This is a genomic window from Tenacibaculum sp. E3R01, assembly GCF_003318185.1.
Classification (GTDB): domain Bacteria; phylum Bacteroidota; class Bacteroidia; order Flavobacteriales; family Flavobacteriaceae; genus Polaribacter; species Polaribacter halocynthiae.
The window spans coordinates 60,419-78,253 of record NZ_QOCC01000019.1 but is presented as its reverse complement, the minus strand read 5'-3'; the positions used below and the strand labels follow the sequence as shown (position 1 = coordinate 78,253).

13 protein-coding genes are annotated in these 17,835 nt (G+C 30.0%); 6 read left to right on the top strand and 7 right to left on the bottom strand.

All coding sequences use genetic code 11. From position 1 onward, the window contains the following. Nucleotides 1-15: 15 nt before the first annotated feature. From DS884_RS05480 to pruA, 4 genes are all read right to left on the bottom strand, one after another. Nucleotides 16-1,650, bottom strand: a complete 1,635-nt coding sequence (locus DS884_RS05480; protein ID WP_113786068.1) for a DUF1800 family protein — start codon at nucleotides 1,648-1,650, stop codon at nucleotides 16-18. Between the two features lie 90 nt (nucleotides 1,651-1,740). Beyond that, nucleotides 1,741-2,973 (bottom strand): DEAD/DEAH box helicase, encoded by a 1,233-nt coding sequence (locus tag DS884_RS05475; RefSeq protein WP_113786067.1) that lies wholly within the window; start codon nucleotides 2,971-2,973, stop codon nucleotides 1,741-1,743. A 153-nt stretch (nucleotides 2,974-3,126) separates the two neighbouring features. Then, complete coding sequence (locus tag DS884_RS05470) at nucleotides 3,127-5,961, bottom strand: M16 family metallopeptidase (protein ID WP_113786066.1); 2,835 nt, start codon at nucleotides 5,959-5,961, stop codon at nucleotides 3,127-3,129. A gap of 146 nt (nucleotides 5,962-6,107) precedes the next feature. Beyond that, nucleotides 6,108-7,733: an L-glutamate gamma-semialdehyde dehydrogenase gene (pruA, locus tag DS884_RS05465; RefSeq protein ID WP_093869852.1), complete on the bottom strand. Its 1,626-nt coding sequence runs from the start codon at nucleotides 7,731-7,733 to the stop codon at nucleotides 6,108-6,110. Between the two features lie 109 nt (nucleotides 7,734-7,842). Here pruA and DS884_RS05460 point away from each other — a divergent pair, with 109 nt between their 5' ends. The 4 genes from DS884_RS05460 to DS884_RS05445 are packed head-to-tail and all read left to right on the top strand — an operon-like array spanning nucleotide 7,843 to nucleotide 12,334. After that, on the top strand, nucleotides 7,843-8,550 hold the full coding sequence (locus DS884_RS05460; protein WP_113786065.1) for an NRDE family protein: 708 nt from the start codon (nucleotides 7,843-7,845) through the stop codon (nucleotides 8,548-8,550). Between the two features lie 45 nt (nucleotides 8,551-8,595). Then, nucleotides 8,596-9,267: a hypothetical protein gene (locus DS884_RS05455; protein WP_093869854.1), complete on the top strand. Its 672-nt coding sequence runs from the start codon at nucleotides 8,596-8,598 to the stop codon at nucleotides 9,265-9,267. Between the two features lie 8 nt (nucleotides 9,268-9,275). Beyond that, nucleotides 9,276-10,988, top strand: coding sequence for a hypothetical protein (locus tag DS884_RS05450; RefSeq protein ID WP_113786064.1), 1,713 nt, complete (start codon nucleotides 9,276-9,278; stop codon nucleotides 10,986-10,988). Nucleotides 10,989-10,993: 5 nt separating this feature from the next. Beyond that, complete coding sequence (locus DS884_RS05445) at nucleotides 10,994-12,334, top strand: hypothetical protein (RefSeq protein WP_113786063.1); 1,341 nt, start codon at nucleotides 10,994-10,996, stop codon at nucleotides 12,332-12,334. A 4-nt stretch (nucleotides 12,335-12,338) separates the two neighbouring features. On the opposite strand, the gene DS884_RS05440 is transcribed toward DS884_RS05445, so the two are convergent. Genes DS884_RS05440 through DS884_RS05430 form a run of 3 tightly spaced genes read right to left on the bottom strand, consistent with a single transcriptional unit; the run spans nucleotide 12,339 to nucleotide 15,110 of the window. Beyond that, on the bottom strand, nucleotides 12,339-13,451 hold the full coding sequence (locus DS884_RS05440) for a DUF3667 domain-containing protein (RefSeq protein ID WP_113786062.1): 1,113 nt from the start codon (nucleotides 13,449-13,451) through the stop codon (nucleotides 12,339-12,341). Next, nucleotides 13,452-13,838 carry a Co2+/Mg2+ efflux protein ApaG gene (gene apaG / locus DS884_RS05435; protein ID WP_113786061.1) on the bottom strand — a complete coding sequence of 129 codons (387 nt, stop codon included), beginning with the start codon at nucleotides 13,836-13,838 and terminating at the stop codon, nucleotides 13,452-13,454. It lies immediately after the preceding gene. 51 nt (nucleotides 13,839-13,889) lie between these two features. Next, nucleotides 13,890-15,110 carry a DUF5103 domain-containing protein gene (locus DS884_RS05430; protein WP_113786060.1) on the bottom strand — a complete coding sequence of 407 codons (1,221 nt, stop codon included), beginning with the start codon at nucleotides 15,108-15,110 and terminating at the stop codon, nucleotides 13,890-13,892. Between the two features lie 160 nt (nucleotides 15,111-15,270). Here DS884_RS05430 and DS884_RS05425 point away from each other — a divergent pair, with 160 nt between their 5' ends. Then, nucleotides 15,271-16,623: a Na(+)-translocating NADH-quinone reductase subunit A gene (locus tag DS884_RS05425; protein ID WP_113786059.1), complete on the top strand. Its 1,353-nt coding sequence runs from the start codon at nucleotides 15,271-15,273 to the stop codon at nucleotides 16,621-16,623. A 4-nt stretch (nucleotides 16,624-16,627) separates the two neighbouring features. Further along, nucleotides 16,628-17,833: an NADH:ubiquinone reductase (Na(+)-transporting) subunit B gene (locus tag DS884_RS05420; protein WP_113786058.1), complete on the top strand. Its 1,206-nt coding sequence runs from the start codon at nucleotides 16,628-16,630 to the stop codon at nucleotides 17,831-17,833. Nucleotides 17,834-17,835 lie beyond the last annotated feature (2 nt).

The window sequence follows — 17,835 nt, the reverse complement described above, 5'->3', positions numbered from 1 at the left end:
AAGAATATTTAGATATTACATTAATTGATATTCAGGAGTATTTACCATTCTTATTATTAAAGAATCTAAACGCGATTTTACAATAGTATCATCACCTCCATTGGTATAGGCTACCCAAGCACTAGTCCAATAGTAATTAGGGAATCCTTCTAGTAAATTTTCAGCAAAATAGTTTTTTCTTTCCTCAGAAATAACTTCAGGGTATAAGTAGCCAGAAAGTTCAGTAATTAATTCAATTGGATCTGAAGCATTTTTTATGGTATCCTTAACAAAGGAAGGAAGATGAATACTTACTTGAATTCTTCCATTATTTCCAACTTTATTTCTCCCTGTAATTAAGCTTTCAATCATTTTGTATCTTGCTAATACAGTATTAGAAGAAAACCAATGACGATCAAAATCGGGTTCTTGATAATGTGCAGGGTAACCAGCAACAGAATCGGGTGACCATAAATTCATTCCTGATGCAGCTAGAAAAGAACTATGAATAAAGTTGAAAAAAGTATAAAATTCACCGCTATTATTTACAGGGTCAGGAATTTCTAATTTAAGAAAAGAGATGGTTTCACTGATTAATTGAAGCGGACTTTTAATAATGCTTCCAATAATTTCATCACTCGGATTTGAATCACTTACATCAAAAAAGTGTTTAGATATGAGTAGTTTTTTAACAATTGGTAATATTTCATAATTACCATTTTTTAATTCAGTAGCTAATGGTTTTATTATAGAATTTTCAACCTCATCATTCCATTCGCTTTTTATAAAAAAACGATATAGTTTTCTGCAAAAAGAAATTGCTGTTGCCTCTTTAGAGAATATCATTTCAACAAAATCATCCAGTTCCTGTTCTATTCCTGCTTCAGTATTTTGACCTTTAATTATTTGTTTGTTAAAAGCATCACTAAAAGTTTTATCATTTTTTTCATGCTGGTTTATAACAATTCTCCCCTTGGGTAAATTGGTGTCAGTATCTATTAAACTCCTATCTACCTGTGTTTTTATACCTGAAAAAACTTTAGCGGTTTGTTGAATATCTAATTCAGTATAATTTGTATAATCTCCACTTCCTTTTTGAGGACCTTTTAAAATGGTAAATAATTCAAGAAACTCACGGGCATAATTTTCGTTAGGATTATTCGCATTGTTTTTTGTATTATCCAAATAATCTAACATTGCATTATCAAATGTTATTTTTTTTGATAAAGCTTTTATATTTCCAAAAGCATAATGTTCTAAAAGACGTAAATGATCAAAAAAGTGCGTAGAAGTACCAGCTCCTCCATCTTTTGAAACAGTAAAGGAGGTATGTAAAAAGAAAGTAAGTTTTTGCTTTAAAGAATTTTGAGTAATTGCATTATACCACCACCAAGAGGTTACAATTCTCCGTTTTCTAGATTGACCAGAAAAATCGGTAGGTTTTTTAGTAGATGATGTCCAATTTCCATCAGGAGCACTTGTAGGTAATGGATCATAGGGTTCTATCCATTTATTATTTTGTTGTAAAGTAAGTTTATTAAATGCTTCTTCTGGTGTTAATTTAGAGAAATCATCTAAAACTTCGCTGGTAAAATTGAAAGAGGTTCTTCGTAAAAAGTGTTTAGCCCTACGTAAACCCAAAACTTGAGTAAATTGATTTAAACTTTCCATTAATAAGGGGATAATGTACTTAGTTTATAAATTTACTAATTTTTTTTGGAAATACTAAATTTGAGAATATTTAAAAAATACTTGGATATATTAATACCAACGTTTTTTGTTTTTTTTAGAGTTTGTAGATTTTCGTCCTTTTTTATTTTTACTAATTGTATTTGGTTGTTTAATATGTTTGGGTTTTACTAAAGGAAAAGGATGATCCTCTATAACAGTAATAGACCTTTTTAAAACTTCCTGAATTGCTTTTATGTATGAAGTTTCATCAGCACTACATAATGAAAAAGCAATACCTGATTTACCAGCTCTACCAGTTCTACCTATTCTATGAACATAGGTTTCTGGAATGTTAGGTAAATCAAAATTAATAACAGCATCTACCTTGCTAATATCAATACCACGAGCAGCAACATCTGTTGCAATTAAAATTGTAGCTTTTTTTTCTTTGAAATCTTCAATAGCTTTATTTCGCAATGCTTGGGTTTTGTCACCATGTAAACTGGTTACTTTATAGTTGTTTTTTACAAGTGTTTGCTCTAATTTATCAACACCAATTTTGGTACGTCTAAAAATGATAATCTTACCGTTAATTGTATTACGTAATAAATGTAAGCATAAATCGGTTTTATTTTTTTTAGGAACATAATATAATAATTGCCCTATGTTTTTTGAAGTACTTCCTGAAGGAGCAATTATTACTTTTTTTGGTTTGTATAACATTGAGTTTGCTAACTCTGTTATTTTTTCTGGCATGGTTGCAGAAAATAGTAATGTTTGTTTCTTGCGAGGGCATAACTCTTCTATTCGTTTAACATCATCTATGAAGCCCATATCAAGCATTAAATCAGCTTCATCTAAGACAAGAGTTTTTAATAAACGTAAATCAATAGCACTCTGTTTATGTAAGTCAATTAATCTTCCAGGAGTAGCTATTAAAATATCAACACCTTTATTTAATACATCTTTTTGAGGAGCGGTAGGCATTCCTCCATATACAGCTGTACTTCTTAAATTTGTATATTTTGAATACATGTTAAAACTTTCATGAATTTGTATTGTTAATTCACGAGTAGGAGTAATAATTAATGCTTTAATTTTTTTACCGCCTTTTTCTGCATCTTGTTCTTTAAGCAGCCCTTGAATAATAGGTAAAGCAAACGCTGCAGTTTTTCCAGTTCCAGTTTGTGCCGTTACAACAACGTCTTTTTTATCTATAACTAAAGGAATAACTTCTTGCTGAACAGGAGTAGCTGTGTGGTATTTACTTTCAGTAAGAGCTTTTAGTATGGTTGTATGTATAGGGAAATCTGAAAATTGCATTAATTGTTTTTTTTGCAAAGGTAGGTTAAAACTGAAGATTAATTTTATGAATATATCAATTCAAAATTATAACGATTGTAAGGATATGTAGAAAAGTAAAAAAAAGCAACCTCTTTAAGAGGTTGCTTTATCAAAAAAAATATTTTGAAATAATTAAAGTTTAATTTTTTCTTTGGTGTTATTTAGTAAAATAGGTTTACCAAAACCTAATTCATTTAAACGATCTAATTGTGTTTCAGCATCACCAACAAATAACCAAATCATTTTATTAGGGTTAACATATTTTTTTGCTAATTCCTGAACTTTTTCTATAGTCATTTCATTAACAATTTTTTCTCTATCTTTTACATAATCAGCATTTAGATTATAGGTGCTAATGTTTTCTAACATGTTTAGTTTAGCTCCCATGGTTTCAAATCTTCTAGCATTACTTTTTATTAAGAAACCTTTTGTAGTTGCTAAATCTTTTTTAGAGAAATTAGTAGGGTACTCTGTAATTATTTTTTTAACTAATTGAGCCGATTCTAAAGTAACATTAGTTCTAACTCTACTGAAAATGGTGAAAGGACCAGCAGCTTTTGTTCCTGAGAATTGAGAAAATATCCCATAGGTATATCCTTTTCCTTCTCTTAACTCTTGAGTTAATTGAGAAGCAAAACCACCACCACCAAGAATATAATTCATTACTGTTGCAGGATAATAATCTTTGTCAGTTACAGCTAAAGCAGGCGCTCCAAAACTAATAACGGATTGTTTTGCTTTAGGTACATCATAAAAATAAATGGTAGGTTTGTTCGGCGCTTCAGGGGTTTTAAATACTGGAATAGTTACTTCTTTAGAAACCCATTTAGTTGTTAAACCTTTTAAAGGTATAAGTGCTTCTTCTTTATTAATATCACCAACTACATGCATTTTTGTAACAGAAGGAGAGATGTAATTTGAGTAAAATGATTTTAAATCACTTAAAGTGATTTTTTCTACAGAACTAATTGTACCTAATGTGTTTTTAGACCTTATGTTGTTTTTTCCGTAAATCAATTCATTATATATATTTCGTGTAATGGTTGTAGGGCTAGCTTCTTGTTGACGTAAATTACCTACTACAGATTTTTTGATTAATTCAAATTCAGTTGTATCCCAACGAGGCTCTAACAATATTTCCTCAACCAATGCTATAGTTTTAACATAGTTTTTAGCTAAAGTGGTTCCACTTATAGTGATGTTTTCTTTAGAAGAAGAAACCCTAATTGATGCTCCAAGTTTTTGTATTGCTTCTTCTAATTCAGCTACTGTTTTGTTTTTTGTACCTCTATTCATTAAGCGTGCTGTTAGGTTTGCAACACCCAGTTTGTCAAGTTTTTCTAATAATTGGCCACCGTCAATTACCAGGTTGAAACGAACCAGTGGCACTTCACTGTTTTTAATTCCAAAAACTTTAATACCATTGGTTACTTCATTGTTCCAAACATTAGGGACATTTAAAGAAGGAGATTTTCCGTATGGAGGTTCTATAGAACGGTTAATTTTGGAAGGTGTTTTAGTGTATTGTGCTGCGATTTTTGGATCAAATTTTTCTTCAGCTCCTATAATAATTTTTTCTTCTTTTATAATTGCTTCTTTAGAGTTATTTAAAGCAAGATTCACCATTCCTTTAGGAACAAAGCTTGTTGCAATAAAATGTTGCCCTTTGATATAAGTGTTATATACACGCATTATATCTTCTTTGGTTACATTTAAGGTTAAGTCAATTTCCTTATTTATAAACCCAGGATCACCAGCATATGTATTATATGAAGCTAAATTAGATCCTTTTCCAAGTACACTAGATAAACTTGCATAAAAACTAGTTTCTAAACCAGCTTTAATCCTGTTTAAATCTTCATTAGAAATCCCTTCTTTTTCAAAACTTTGAAAAGCAGTATTAATACCTTCTTTTATTTCATTTAAGTTTACTTTGTTAAAACCTCGAACACCTAATTGAACTTGACCAGCTAATTCTGAAGACCAATTCCACATACTTGTAGAGGAAGTAAGCTTTAAATCGTCAATCAAAACTTTATTTAAAGGGGCTTTTTTTCCTTGAGATAAATATTCAGTTAAAATATCTAATGCATAAGCGTCTTTATGATACAGTTCTACAGTTGGCCACGCAAGTGTTAACATTGGTAACCTAGCAAAATTATCTTCATAGTATAAAAATTTCGATTCACTTACTTTTCCTGGTCTTTTAGTTAAAGGTTTAATTTCTTCACCTCTTGGAATTTCATCAAAATATTTATGAATCCATTCTTTAGCTTTTGCAATTTCGAAATCTCCTGATAAAACTAAGGTAGCATTGTTTGGAACATACCATTTTTTAAAAAATGTTTTTACATCTTGTAATGTAGCATTTTGCAAATGCTCTAAAGAGCCAATTACTTGCCAATTGTAAGGGTGATCTTTAGGGTATAAATTACGATCTATAATTTGTTGATTAAATCCATAAGGGCGATTATCAACACTTTGTCTTTTTTCATTTTTTACTACTTGTTTTTCTTTAGCTAAAACAGGTTCGGTAACAGTATTAATAAACCAACCTAATTTGTCAGCTTCTGCCCAAATCATTTTTTCTAAAGCATCGTTTGGTACCGTTTGTAAATAATTTGTTCTATCTCTAGAAGTAGATCCGTTAGCTCCTGAACCACCAATACGTGCACTCATTTTATCTAATCCACCTTTTCCTAAATTTTCAGACTCTAAAAATAATAAGTGTTCAAATAAATGTGCAAAACCTGTTCTTCCTTCTATTTCACGAGCTGAGCCAACATGAACCATAAGCTCTACAGCAACAACAGGGTCAGATTTGTCAGTATGTAATACAACTTGAAGACCATTGTCTAGTTCAAATTTTTCAAAAGGAACATTTAAAGAGGTTGCCTTCTCTTTTTTTTCAGTATTACAAGAAATAAAGAGAGTTATAATTATAAAGAGTAGAATGTTTTTTATCATTATTTAATGTATTTGCATTTGTTTTTAGATGACGATAAATATACATAATATTGGTTCTCAATACTGTTAAAGTAAGTGTAGAGTTTGTTGTAAAGAAAAACCTCACCATGAAATGATGAGGTTTTAAAATTATTGATGTTTATATCTTAACCTAAGAAAGGGTATTTATAATCTGTTGGAGTTACAAGTGTTTCTTTAATTAAACGAACAGATGTCCAACGTAACAAGTTTTGAGCTGAACCAGCTTTGTCGTTTGTTCCGGAAGCTCTACCTCCACCAAAAGGCTGTTGTCCTACAACTGCACCAGTTGGTTTGTCGTTAATATAGAAGTTACCTGCTGCATTTTCTAAAGCTTTTGATGCTTTTTCAACAATGTATCTGTCAGTAGAGAAAATTGCCCCAGTTAATGCATATTCAGTTGATTCATCAACTAATTTTAATGAAGCTTCCCATTCTGCATCTTCGTAAACGAAAATAGTCATAACAGGGCCAAATAATTCAGTTGTCATTGTTGCATAAGTTGGAGATTTAGCAACGATTACTGTAGGTTCAATAAAGTATCCTACAGATTTATCATGGTTTCCACCAATAATAACTTCAGCGTCTGCGTCAGTTTTTGCAGCATCAATATAACTAGCTATTTTATCAAAAGAACCTTCATGAATAACAGCATTAACAAAGTTATTAGTGTCTTCAGGAGATCCCATTTTTAATTCACTAGTTTGAGCTATTAAATGACCTTTTACTTCTTCCCACATTGAAGCAGGGATGTATGCACGTGAAGCTGCTGAACATTTTTGTCCTTGGTATTCAAAAGCACCTCTAGTTATTGCAGTTGCAACTTGTAAAGGGTTAGATGAATTGTGAGCCCAAATAAAATCTTTACCACCAGTTTCTCCTACAATTCTTGGGTATGTTTTATACGTGTGAATGTTGTTTCCAATTTGTTTCCATAAATCTTTGAAAACGTGTGTAGATCCTGTAAAGTGTAATCCAGAGAAATCTGGAGAAGATAAAACAGTATCACTAATCATTACTGGATCACCGTATACAACATTAATTACACCATCAGGTAAACCAGCTTCTTTAAATAAATCTACAATTACTTGTGCAGAGTAAGCTTGATGATCAGAAGGTTTCCAAACAACAACGTTCCCCATTAAAGCTGCAGATGCTGGTAAATTAGCTGCAATAGATGTAAAGTTAAAAGGTGAAATTGCATATACAAAACCTTCTAATGGTCTGTATTCTACTCTATTCCATATTCCAGGAGCAGAACCAGGTTGATCTTTGAAAATGTCAGTCATGTACTGAACATTAAAACGGAAAAAGTCAATCATTTCACAAGCTGCATCAATTTCAGCTTGGTGTACATTTTTAGACTGAGCAATCATAGTTGCAGCATTCATTTTAGCACGGTAAGGACCTGCTAATAATTCTGCAGCTTTTAAAAAGATAGTTGCACGTTCTGTCCAACTAGTGCTAGACCATTCTTGTCTTGCAGCTAAAGCTGTACTAATTGCAGTATCTACGTGAGATTTATCTGCTGTATGGTATTGACCAACCACGTGTTTATGATCGTGTGGAGGGGTAATGTTTCTAGTATTTCCTGTTCTAACTTCCTCTCCGTTAATATGCATTGGTACATCTATAGTACTATTGAACATAGATTTATACGTTGCTAATAACTCTTCTCTTTCTGGAGATCCTGGAGCGTATCCTTTAACAGGTTCGTTAACTGCCTTTGGAACATTAAAAAATCCTCTTGCCATTTTATATGTTGTTTGTTAAATTAGATTAATTTTAAAGGGCAAAGTTAACATTTATTTTTAGTAATAACTAAGCTGTTTTTGCGTCTTATTAATCAAAATTGAAGACTATATGTGTACGGTAACTTATTTACCTTTAGGAGATCATGATTTTATATTAACATCAAATAGAGATGAAAGTCCAATTAGGAAAACGATTCCTCCAAAAAGCTATATTGAAAATGGAGTAGAGTTAACGTATCCTAAAGATAAATTAGCAGGAGGTACTTGGGTTGGATTAAGTAATAAAAAGCGATTAGTTTGTTTATTGAATGGTGCTTTTGTAAAACATAACAGAACTGGTAATTATAAGAAAAGCAGAGGTGTTATTGTGAAAATGTTACTAAAATCGGATGATGTAATTCTTGAAATTAGAGCGTTTGATTTTAATGAAATTGAACCATTTACTGTTATTTTGATTGATTGGGAAGAGAAACTTTCTATTTTTGAATTGATTTGGGATGGAGAAAAAATACACTTTAAGGGCTTAGATAAAAAACCTAAGATATGGTCGTCGTCAATGTTGTATACAAATGAAATGAAACAGCTTCGTGAAGAGTGGTTTGCAAATTGGTTAGAAAAGAATAAACAATTTGAGCAAGAAGATATTTTAAATTTTCATCAAGATGAATCAAAAGGGAATAAAGAAACTTCTTTAAAAATGAAGAGAAAATATGTGGAAACTGTAAGTGTAACTTCAATTATGAAGAATAATACTACTATAACTATGGAATATTTTGACTTTTTAGATGCTAAAAACAATTTAGAACTTTTAAAATAGAAGTGTTGTACTAAAGACTTTTAATATATTTGCAAAAAATATGTTATGAGCAAAAAACTATTATTATTTTTCTCTCTGCTGTCTCTCTTTTTATGTACTAGTTGTTTCGAGTTTGTAGAAGAAATAACTTTTAATAAAGATGGATCGGGAAGTGCTACTTTAACAATTAACCTAAGTAAAAGTAAAACTAAAATTGCTTCTATTATGTTGTTAGATAGTGTTAATGGATATAAAGTTCCTACGAAAAAAACAATTAAAAATAAATTAACCGAGATGGTTAATAAAATAGAGAAAACAAAAGGGATTCATAATGTAAAAAACACATTGAATTTTGATGAGTTTATAGTTACTATTTCATGTGATTTTGACAATGTAGAAGCCCTTAATGAAGTATTGTTAACGTTTAGTTCTAAAAGAGAAGCTTTAGCTATAAAGAAGAATAAACACTTTACTTATAATAAAAAGAATAAAACATTCACGCGCAGTCATCATTTTAACATTGGTAAAGAGTTTCAAAAAACAAAAATGAAAGATCGTAAAGTTTTTGAAACTGCTACTTATACAGGAATATATCGTTTTGATAATCCAATACTGTCATCAACAAATACTCAAGCAAGAATATCAAAAAGTAAAAAAGCAATTATGTTACGAGTTAAAGCTCAAGATATAATTACGAATAAACAAACAATCAAAAATAAAATACAATTACAGAATTAAAACTTATTATGAAAAAAATTATTGCTACCCTGCTTTTAGTAAGCATAACTGTTGTTCAAGCTCAAAAACTTGAAACTAAAATACCTAATACAGCTGATGTGGTTATTACTGCTAATGCTGAAAATATCTTCAAGTTAATTAGTGTTTCGGAGATGGATAATAGTATGATTGGTAAAGAAATATTGAAAAATATTAATAGAAAAAGAGAAAATAAAGTAAGTTCAGTTAGTAAAGCGGGAGTTAATATAAAATCAAATGCATATTATTTCTTTAAACAGACTGATAGTGTTACTTATCATTCTTTTCTAGCCGAAATTTATAATAGAAAAGAATATGAATCTAATTTAAGTAAAAGGAAAGTAAAAAAAATAAAAAGAGAAAATGGCTATAATTATATAGAAGGTTATAGTGATTTTACCATTTGGAATGATGAGTTTCTTTTAATGGTTGACGGTAGTAAATCATATAGTTATTTTAACGACCATAAAGAGCGATTAAATAAGTTAAAAAAAGAGGGAGAGAAAAGTTATTCTTTTAAAAGAAGAATTGTGAATGAGTGGGTGAAGAAGAAAGCTTTTGAAATTTTAAATAACCGTCCTTCTAACTCTATTGCATTAAATTCAAAATTTCAAAGAGGAAAGAAGAAAAATGCTTCTGCATCACTTTGGGTTCGTAATTATGGAATTATGATGTCTAATTTTATTAGTTCTTTTGGTAGTAAAATGTACAGATCAATGTCTTATTTTATGCCTCAAAAAAATAATAATATATACGGTATAGATGAGGTTACTGCCAATTTGTTTTTTGATAAAAACAATGCAAGTGTTTTATTAGATATGACTGTAAATTCTGATATGAAAAAATCTTTTAAAAAGATTTATAATAAAAGAATGGATAATGATTTAATAAAAGGTTTCGATCATAATAATGTATTAGCATTTTGGAGTGTTTCTATGAGTACGAAAGAATTATTGATTCAATATCCTGAATTAATGAATAAAATGTATGGAGGGATTCTTCCTAAATTTAATGAAGAAATAGATATCGCTGGGAATGTATTGTCATTAATAATAGATGAAGAAGCAATAGGACGATTAGTTACAGGTGATGCTCTTTTTGTATTGAATGATTTTGCTAAGAAAGAAGTTGAATATACTACTTACAAGTATGATGAAGATTACAAGAAAAAAGAAATAATAAAAACAAAAGAAACTGTTGTGCCAGATTTTACTTTAATGATTGGCTCTAAAGAAGAGAAATTGTTAAATAAAGTATTAAGATTAGGTCAAAAATATAAGGTTCTTGATAAAGTCAACAATATTTACGAATTCGATTTAAAAGGTCAAAAACTTCCTTTTGGTTTATTTGCAGTAGTAAAAAATGAAGTTTTATATATTACAACTTCAAAAACTAGAGCAATGAATATTAGTTTTGGACGAGGTGGGTATAATTCAAGTAAACATTCTAAATTAATAAAAAGAAATTCAAGTGTTTTATATGCAGATATTAATGAAATTGTAAACAGAGTACCAAAAGAATTTATTGGGAAAAAAGAAAGTAAAATGGTTTTATTTTCAAATGAAAATATAGAAGACATGCATTTTAGAGTTTCAAAAATGAAAGGAAACCAAGTGTCTGCTGAGGTTAAACTAAACACAAAAGGGAATGAAGAAAATACGTTAAAATTGTTGTTTAAGTTTATTAATAGCATGGCTAAATAAAATTTATGATAAAAAAAATAAGTTATACCATTTTAATTATAGGGTGTATACTAATAACGGTTGGGTATTTTAGATATAACCCAACCGTTGTTGTTAATAAGGTAATACCGAATACAGCGGAGGCTGTTGTTCGTGTTAATTTAAGAGCAATAGAGTATAATGTAGTTACCGATATTATAAGTCATCCTTTTTCTTATTTTAACTCAAAAAAGAGTACATCATCTTCTAGTACTAAAGTGAGAAAAATCGCATTGTTAGATCAAGTTGAAATTCCTGCTGATTTGTTTTTTTATACGAACTATCAAAATTTGAAGGGAGTTTGGGTAAGTAGTGCTATAAAAGTTAAAGAGAAAAAAACTTTAATCGAGTTTTTTGAACAAGAAGGATTCAAGGAAAAAACAGGTCAAAATTTTAGATATTACGAATCTGAAAATATTGTTTATGTATTGTCGGATGATAACTTGAAGGTGCTTATTAAATTAAAGAAGGTTGAAAATATAGAAATAAAATTAGCAGCTGTATTGAATGTTAAAGAGTATTTAACTGATGAAGATTTAATTATACAGAAGATTAGAGAAAGTAAAGGATTACTAACTCTAGCTACTAAGCAAGATGATTTTTTTGAAATTAAAATTAACAAGCAGGTACTAAATTTAACTGGGGTAATTGGAGAGGTGAATAATATATTTTTACCGCATCAAACTCGATTTAAAGCTGGAAAAATGGCTCATGTTACTGGTAAGTTAAAAGTGGGGTTTATTTCTAATCTTATAGAAAAGTCAAATAAGGAATCTTTTAAGAAATTAACTACAATGTCATTAGACTCATTGAGTACATCTTGGAATGGTGGTTTTGAGTTAAATTTACAGGGGTTTAAAGAAGAAATAGATACAATAGTTACATATGAGTATGATGATGATTTTAATAAGGTAGAAAAGAAATCTGTTCAGAAGAAAAGAAATCCGAATGTAAGCTTGTATTTAAATAAGACAGATGCTTTTTATAAATATCTAACGTCAAAAAAAGCTGTTAAAACAATAGGTTCAAAAAAAGTGTTTACCATGAACCCTTTATTCACAACATTTATAAATGAAGATAAATTAGGAGTGCTCTTGTATTCTTCAAAAGAGCCTTTGAAAAAGGAAAGTAACGCTAATGATAAGTTTACTTTATTCTTTAATGTCGAAGAATATAATAAAGTTAATAGAGGAATTTACAACATATCTAATAAATACTTTCGATTAATAGAAAACATTAAAGCCAATGTTACAAGTCAAAATGATGTAACAATTGAGATTAGCTTGAAGAATAAATCTCAAAACTTTATGTATCAGTTTTTAAAGTGATATTCTAGTATAATGCAAATGTTATGGTTGAAATTGCCATAATACCAAACGCAGTTAATAGCATGAAAACGAAATTTGCAAAGCAAAACTTTATAAAAGTTTTTATGACTTTTTGTTTGTAGAAATTCTTCATAGCTAAAAACAAGTATAATAAAAACAGGAATAAAAAAGTTAGTAACATTTGATTACTGTTAATTACTTTGAAAAAACTAGTTATTGTAAAAATAATTAAGAGTAAAAAGAATACTGTTTGAATATGGAAAACAAAAACTAAGTGCTCTACATAAGTAAATTTACGTCGAATGTAAAGAAACTTTAATGACAGCGTAAAAATTGGAAGTAACAAAAACAAAGCTATTGATGTATAAGAAACCATTTTTTGAGTAAATTTCTTTGCTTCGTTTTTGTTAGTCATAAAACCATTAATAATTTTGCTTCTTGAATACCAGAACCTGTTTGAAAAATTCTTTTTCATTTTTAAACTGTCAAGAGCTACATCAATATCTGTATTAGGATTGTCTTTGTTGAAAGTGATAAATTTTTGAAGTTTTTCACCGTCAATAAAAGACCTGTCATAATTGATGAAATTATGATTAACAGAGTCAGTTCTTATTGAGTCTTTTGGAATGTTGGTTTTTTCAATAGAATCTATAAGTTTATTAGTATTGTCTAATTGTTTTATTACTTCATCTTGAAGAGGAGCTTTTTTGTTTCCTTTGCCAATATTTATGGCCAATTCAGAAGAGGGCATACTCTTCTCGCTTCTCAAAGTTTGATATTTTTTGTAATTCTCTTTTAAGCCTATTAAAATGAAAAATATAATAGAGGTGGCTAGGTAAAATCTAAAAGGGTTGGTGTATTTATTACGTTTACCGTTTATATAGTCTTTAGAAACTTTACCTGGTTTAATTAGTAAAGGGAATAAGGTTCTCCAAAATTTAGCGTCCCATGAGAAAAAGCCACTAAACATTTCACGCATGAAACTTCCAAAAGTAACTTTGCTTCCTTTGTTTTTTTGACCACATTCAGGGCAAAATTTTTCGTTTTGATTAAAGGGATAGCCACAGTTTAAGCAATTAGGATCTTTTACAATTGGCAACTTATTCTTTTTAGCCATTTAATTAAGAGTTGGTGTTGTAGTAAGTTGAAAAGTTGGTATTTTAACAAAAAACTCATTGGAAGAATTAGTGTCAATCATTTTATATTTTCCACTCATAGAGCCTATTGGAGACAGTAGAAAACAATTGGATTTGTAGTTGTACACGCCATTAGGTGTAATGATAGGTGTTTGGCCTATAACACCTTCTCCTTCTATGTATTCTGTGTTGTTTAGTGAATCGAAAATAGTCCAGAAGCGCTCAAGTAATTGAACAGTTTTTTCTGATTTGTTTTCTATAGTAATGAAGTAACTAAAAGCATAATAAGGTAGGTAACCACGGTATATGGTTCCGTTGTACATTGTTTTTACCGATATTTTTATGCCTTTTGTTTTTTGTTGAAACATATAATAAATATAATACAAAATATAAATTTCCACAAATTTGTAGAAGTATTATTATCTATTTTGATTAAAATATCCGTTGCCAACTCCTATTACTCTGTCGTAAAAACCACCAAAAGGGGTGTAGTAAATAATGGCAGTGTATTCATTTTCAGTTTGAAAGAATGACCCGTCTACTTTGCTTAAGTTAACTTCTTTTGAATTGTTAACAACTGCATAAGAATAATTATAAAACCCTTGTTTAAGCAATATTGCAGTTTCATAAGTGTTATTTGAGTTATTATAAGTCATTTTATTCTCTTTTTTAAGCTCAAAATTATTAAAAGCACCATATACGTATACTTCTTCGTTTGTGTATTCTTCCTCGACAAAAAGAGAAAAATGCACAAGTGTGTAATCAGCTTCAGTGTTCGTTTCTTGAGCATCTAAGGTTTTTATAACAAATTGTCCATTGATATCTGGATTGTATGTATAAGGTCTGTCAGCTCTTGGTTCATCAGTAAATAAATACGAGTTATAAACGTTGTCTCTTTCTACTTTAGCAATGTTTAAACTTGTATTTCTTGCATACTTAGTATCGAAATTTAAAAACTCGTTATTCCCAGAGAAATTAGTGATTTGTGTATGATTGTAAATTAATTGTTGAGGTTTTATAAAAAGAGGTTGTATGTTTCTAATAGTTGTACTCCAATCGTTATTCTGTATGAGAACAGATTTTACTTCTTGACTTGGGTTGTTAATTGGTAGATTAGAATGATTTACTAAAAATTGTACTGTTTGCTCTTGTTTGTTTTTTGAGGTATTTCTACTTCTGATAACAGAAACACCTACAGTGCTAATGTTTTCATAAAATATACAACGACGTGTAAATACTACTTCGTAATCTTCATTTAATATTGATATTAAGTAATTTCCACTTTTAGTTATTATAGTATTTTCATTGGGTAGTTTTACAGAGTAATGTGTGTAAGGTTGTAATGTATTAAAAGAGTTAGTTACATTTATAATTGTATTTTGCTCAAATCCATTAATGTATTGGTTGCTAGTCATGTTACTAGGTTTCCAATCATGAGTCATGTGTTCAATTTTATAAGTGTATTCTTTATTGTCAGCATCTAAATCATCAAATGATAATTCTAATACATTTCCTAAGCTAACAATAGAACTAAAATTATTTAAATTGTTAACTTGTCTTAATTGTATTGTTTTGATATTCTGAGAAATAATTTGGTTAATTGTCAGAAAAAAAAGTAAAATGAAAATATTTCTAATCATAGTAAACAAAAGTATCAAAATATAAGCCAAAAAAACATTTTTTATTTAGAATAAGTATAAATAAAGCTGTTTCTTGAAGATAAGAAAGGATTTGCTCTTATGTGGTTTTCAAAATTTTTAAATTTGCGTGTTTTTAAGAAAATCAAATTAATCAGTTACTATGTCAAAAGACATCCGTATTAAAAAGGGTTTGGATATCAAACTCGTTGGCGAAGCAGAACAGGTAACTACCGAACTTTCTTTAGGTAGTGTTTTTGCTGTAAGACCAGATGATTTTCACGGCGTTATTCCAAAAATTTTAGCAAAAGAAGGTACAGAAGTAAAAGCGGGAGAAGCACTTTTTTATAACAAAAGTGATGAGCGTATGTTATTTCCTAGTCCTGTAAGCGGAAAAATTTCAGAAATCGTTCGTGGAGCACGAAGAAAAGTTTTAGCAATTAAAATCACTGCTGATGGTAAGCAGGAATACAAAGATTTTGGTAAAAAAGATGTTGAGGCAATGTCTGGAGAAGAGGTGAAAAATCACCTTTTTGCTTCAGGATGTTGGCCATTTATCAAACAACGTCCTTATGATGTGGTAGCCAATCCAAATCAAGCTCCAAAAGCAATTTTTGTATCCGCTTATGCTAGTGCACCTTTAGCAGGAGATTATGATTATTCCTTAAAAGGAAAAGAATCAGAATTGCAAGTTGCTTTAACAGCTTTAACAAAGTTAACAGCTGGAAAAGTACATGTTTCTGTTGGTGAAAATGTAGCTTCATCACCTTTTAAAGATGCGAAAGGAGTTGAGTTACATAAAGTTTCAGGACCACACCCAGTAGGGAATGCGAGTACTCAAATAGCACAAATTGATCCAATAAACAAAGGAGAAGTTGTTTGGGTGGTAACTCCGCAAGATTTAGTAGTAATTGGAGAATTGTTATTAACAGGGAAGTTGAACCTTAGAAGAACAATAGCCTTAACTGGATCTAAATTTAATAAACCTCAATATGTAACTGCTTTAGCAGGTGCTCAAATAGAGGATGTTGTTAAAGGGAATTTAAATGCTGATAATGCTCGTGTAATTAGCGGAAACGTTTTAAGTGGATTACAAGTAAGTGGTAATGATTTCTTAGGATACTATGCTAATCAAATTACTGCAATTCCTGAAGGAGATGATTATGAATTATTTGGTTGGAATAAACCAGTTTTTAATAAAGTATCAACTTCAAGAGCGTTAACATTTTCTTGGTTAAATCCTAAGAAAAAATACGATCTAAATACAAATACAAATGGAGAGCACAGAGCTTTTGTAGTGACAGGAGCTTTTGAAGAAGTATTTCCATTAGATATTTATCCTATGCAACTTTTAAAAGCTTGTATGTATAAAGATCTAGATGAAATGGAAGGATTAGGAGCATATGAAATTGCACCTGAAGATTTTGCATTAACAGAATTTATTTGTGTATCTAAACAACCTCACCAGAAAATAATTCGTGAAGGATTAGATTTAATGAGAGAAGAACTAGGATAAGATTATGGGCTTAAAACAAAATTTACATAATTTAAAAAAGAAGTATGAAGGAACCAAAATGGCACCGCTATTTAATGGTTTCCATACATTCTTATACCTGCCAAATGAAACGACTCACGGAGGAACTCATATAAAGGCAGCTGATGATTTAAAACGTACCATGAATACTGTAATTATGGCATTAGTGCCATGTTTAATTTTTGGGATGTTTAATGCAGGGTATCAACACAATGCAGCGGTAAATGGATTTACAGAAGGGATGTCTTTTTTTAGTACTGACTTTTGGAATTTAGATAATTTATTTATTGGAGCAGTTAAAATTTTACCTTTAGTAATTGTATCATACGTAGTTGGTTTAGCTATAGAATTTGTTTTCTGTATTATAAAAGGACACGAGATAGAAGAAGGGTACTTAGTAACGGGAATGTTAGTTCCGTTAATTGTACCAATTGATTTACCATTATGGATGCTAGCAGTAGCAGTAGCTTTTGGGGTTGTAATTGGTAAAGAAGTATTTGGAGGTACTGGAATGAATATTTTAAATCCAGCCTTAACAATTCGTGCATTTTTATTCTTTGCATATCCAACATGGATGTCAGGAGATAAAGTATGGGTTGAAGGAGCTAGAGAATTAGCTGGAACAGCTGATGCTATTTCAGGAGAAACAGTTTTAGGAAGCTTAGCTCAAGGGAAAGAATTTGCTTTTTCTACTTGGGATATGTTTTTTGGATTTATTCCTGGATCAGTAGGTGAAACTTCAACATTATTAATTTTATTGGGAGCTTTGTTTTTAATTTTTGCAAAAATTGGAAGCTGGAGAATTATGTTGTCTGCAGTAATAGGAGCTTTAGTAATGGGATTAATTTTTAATCAAGTTGCAACATTAGGATGGATAGGTGAAGGAAGTAAATTCTTTAGTTTAATGAATACTACTTTTTGGCACCATTTATTAATTGGAGGTTTTGCATTTGGAGTAGTTTATATGGCTACAGATCCAGTAACAGCTTCACAAACTAATAAAGGGAAATGGATTTACGGTTTCTTAATAGGTTTTTTATCAATAATGATTCGTGTATTCAATCCAGCATACCCAGAAGGAGTAATGTTAGCTATTTTATTAATGAACGTTTTTGCTCCAACAATTGATCACTATGTGGTTCAAGGTAATGTAAAGAGAAGATTAAAACGTGCTAAAGTTAAAACTGCCTAATT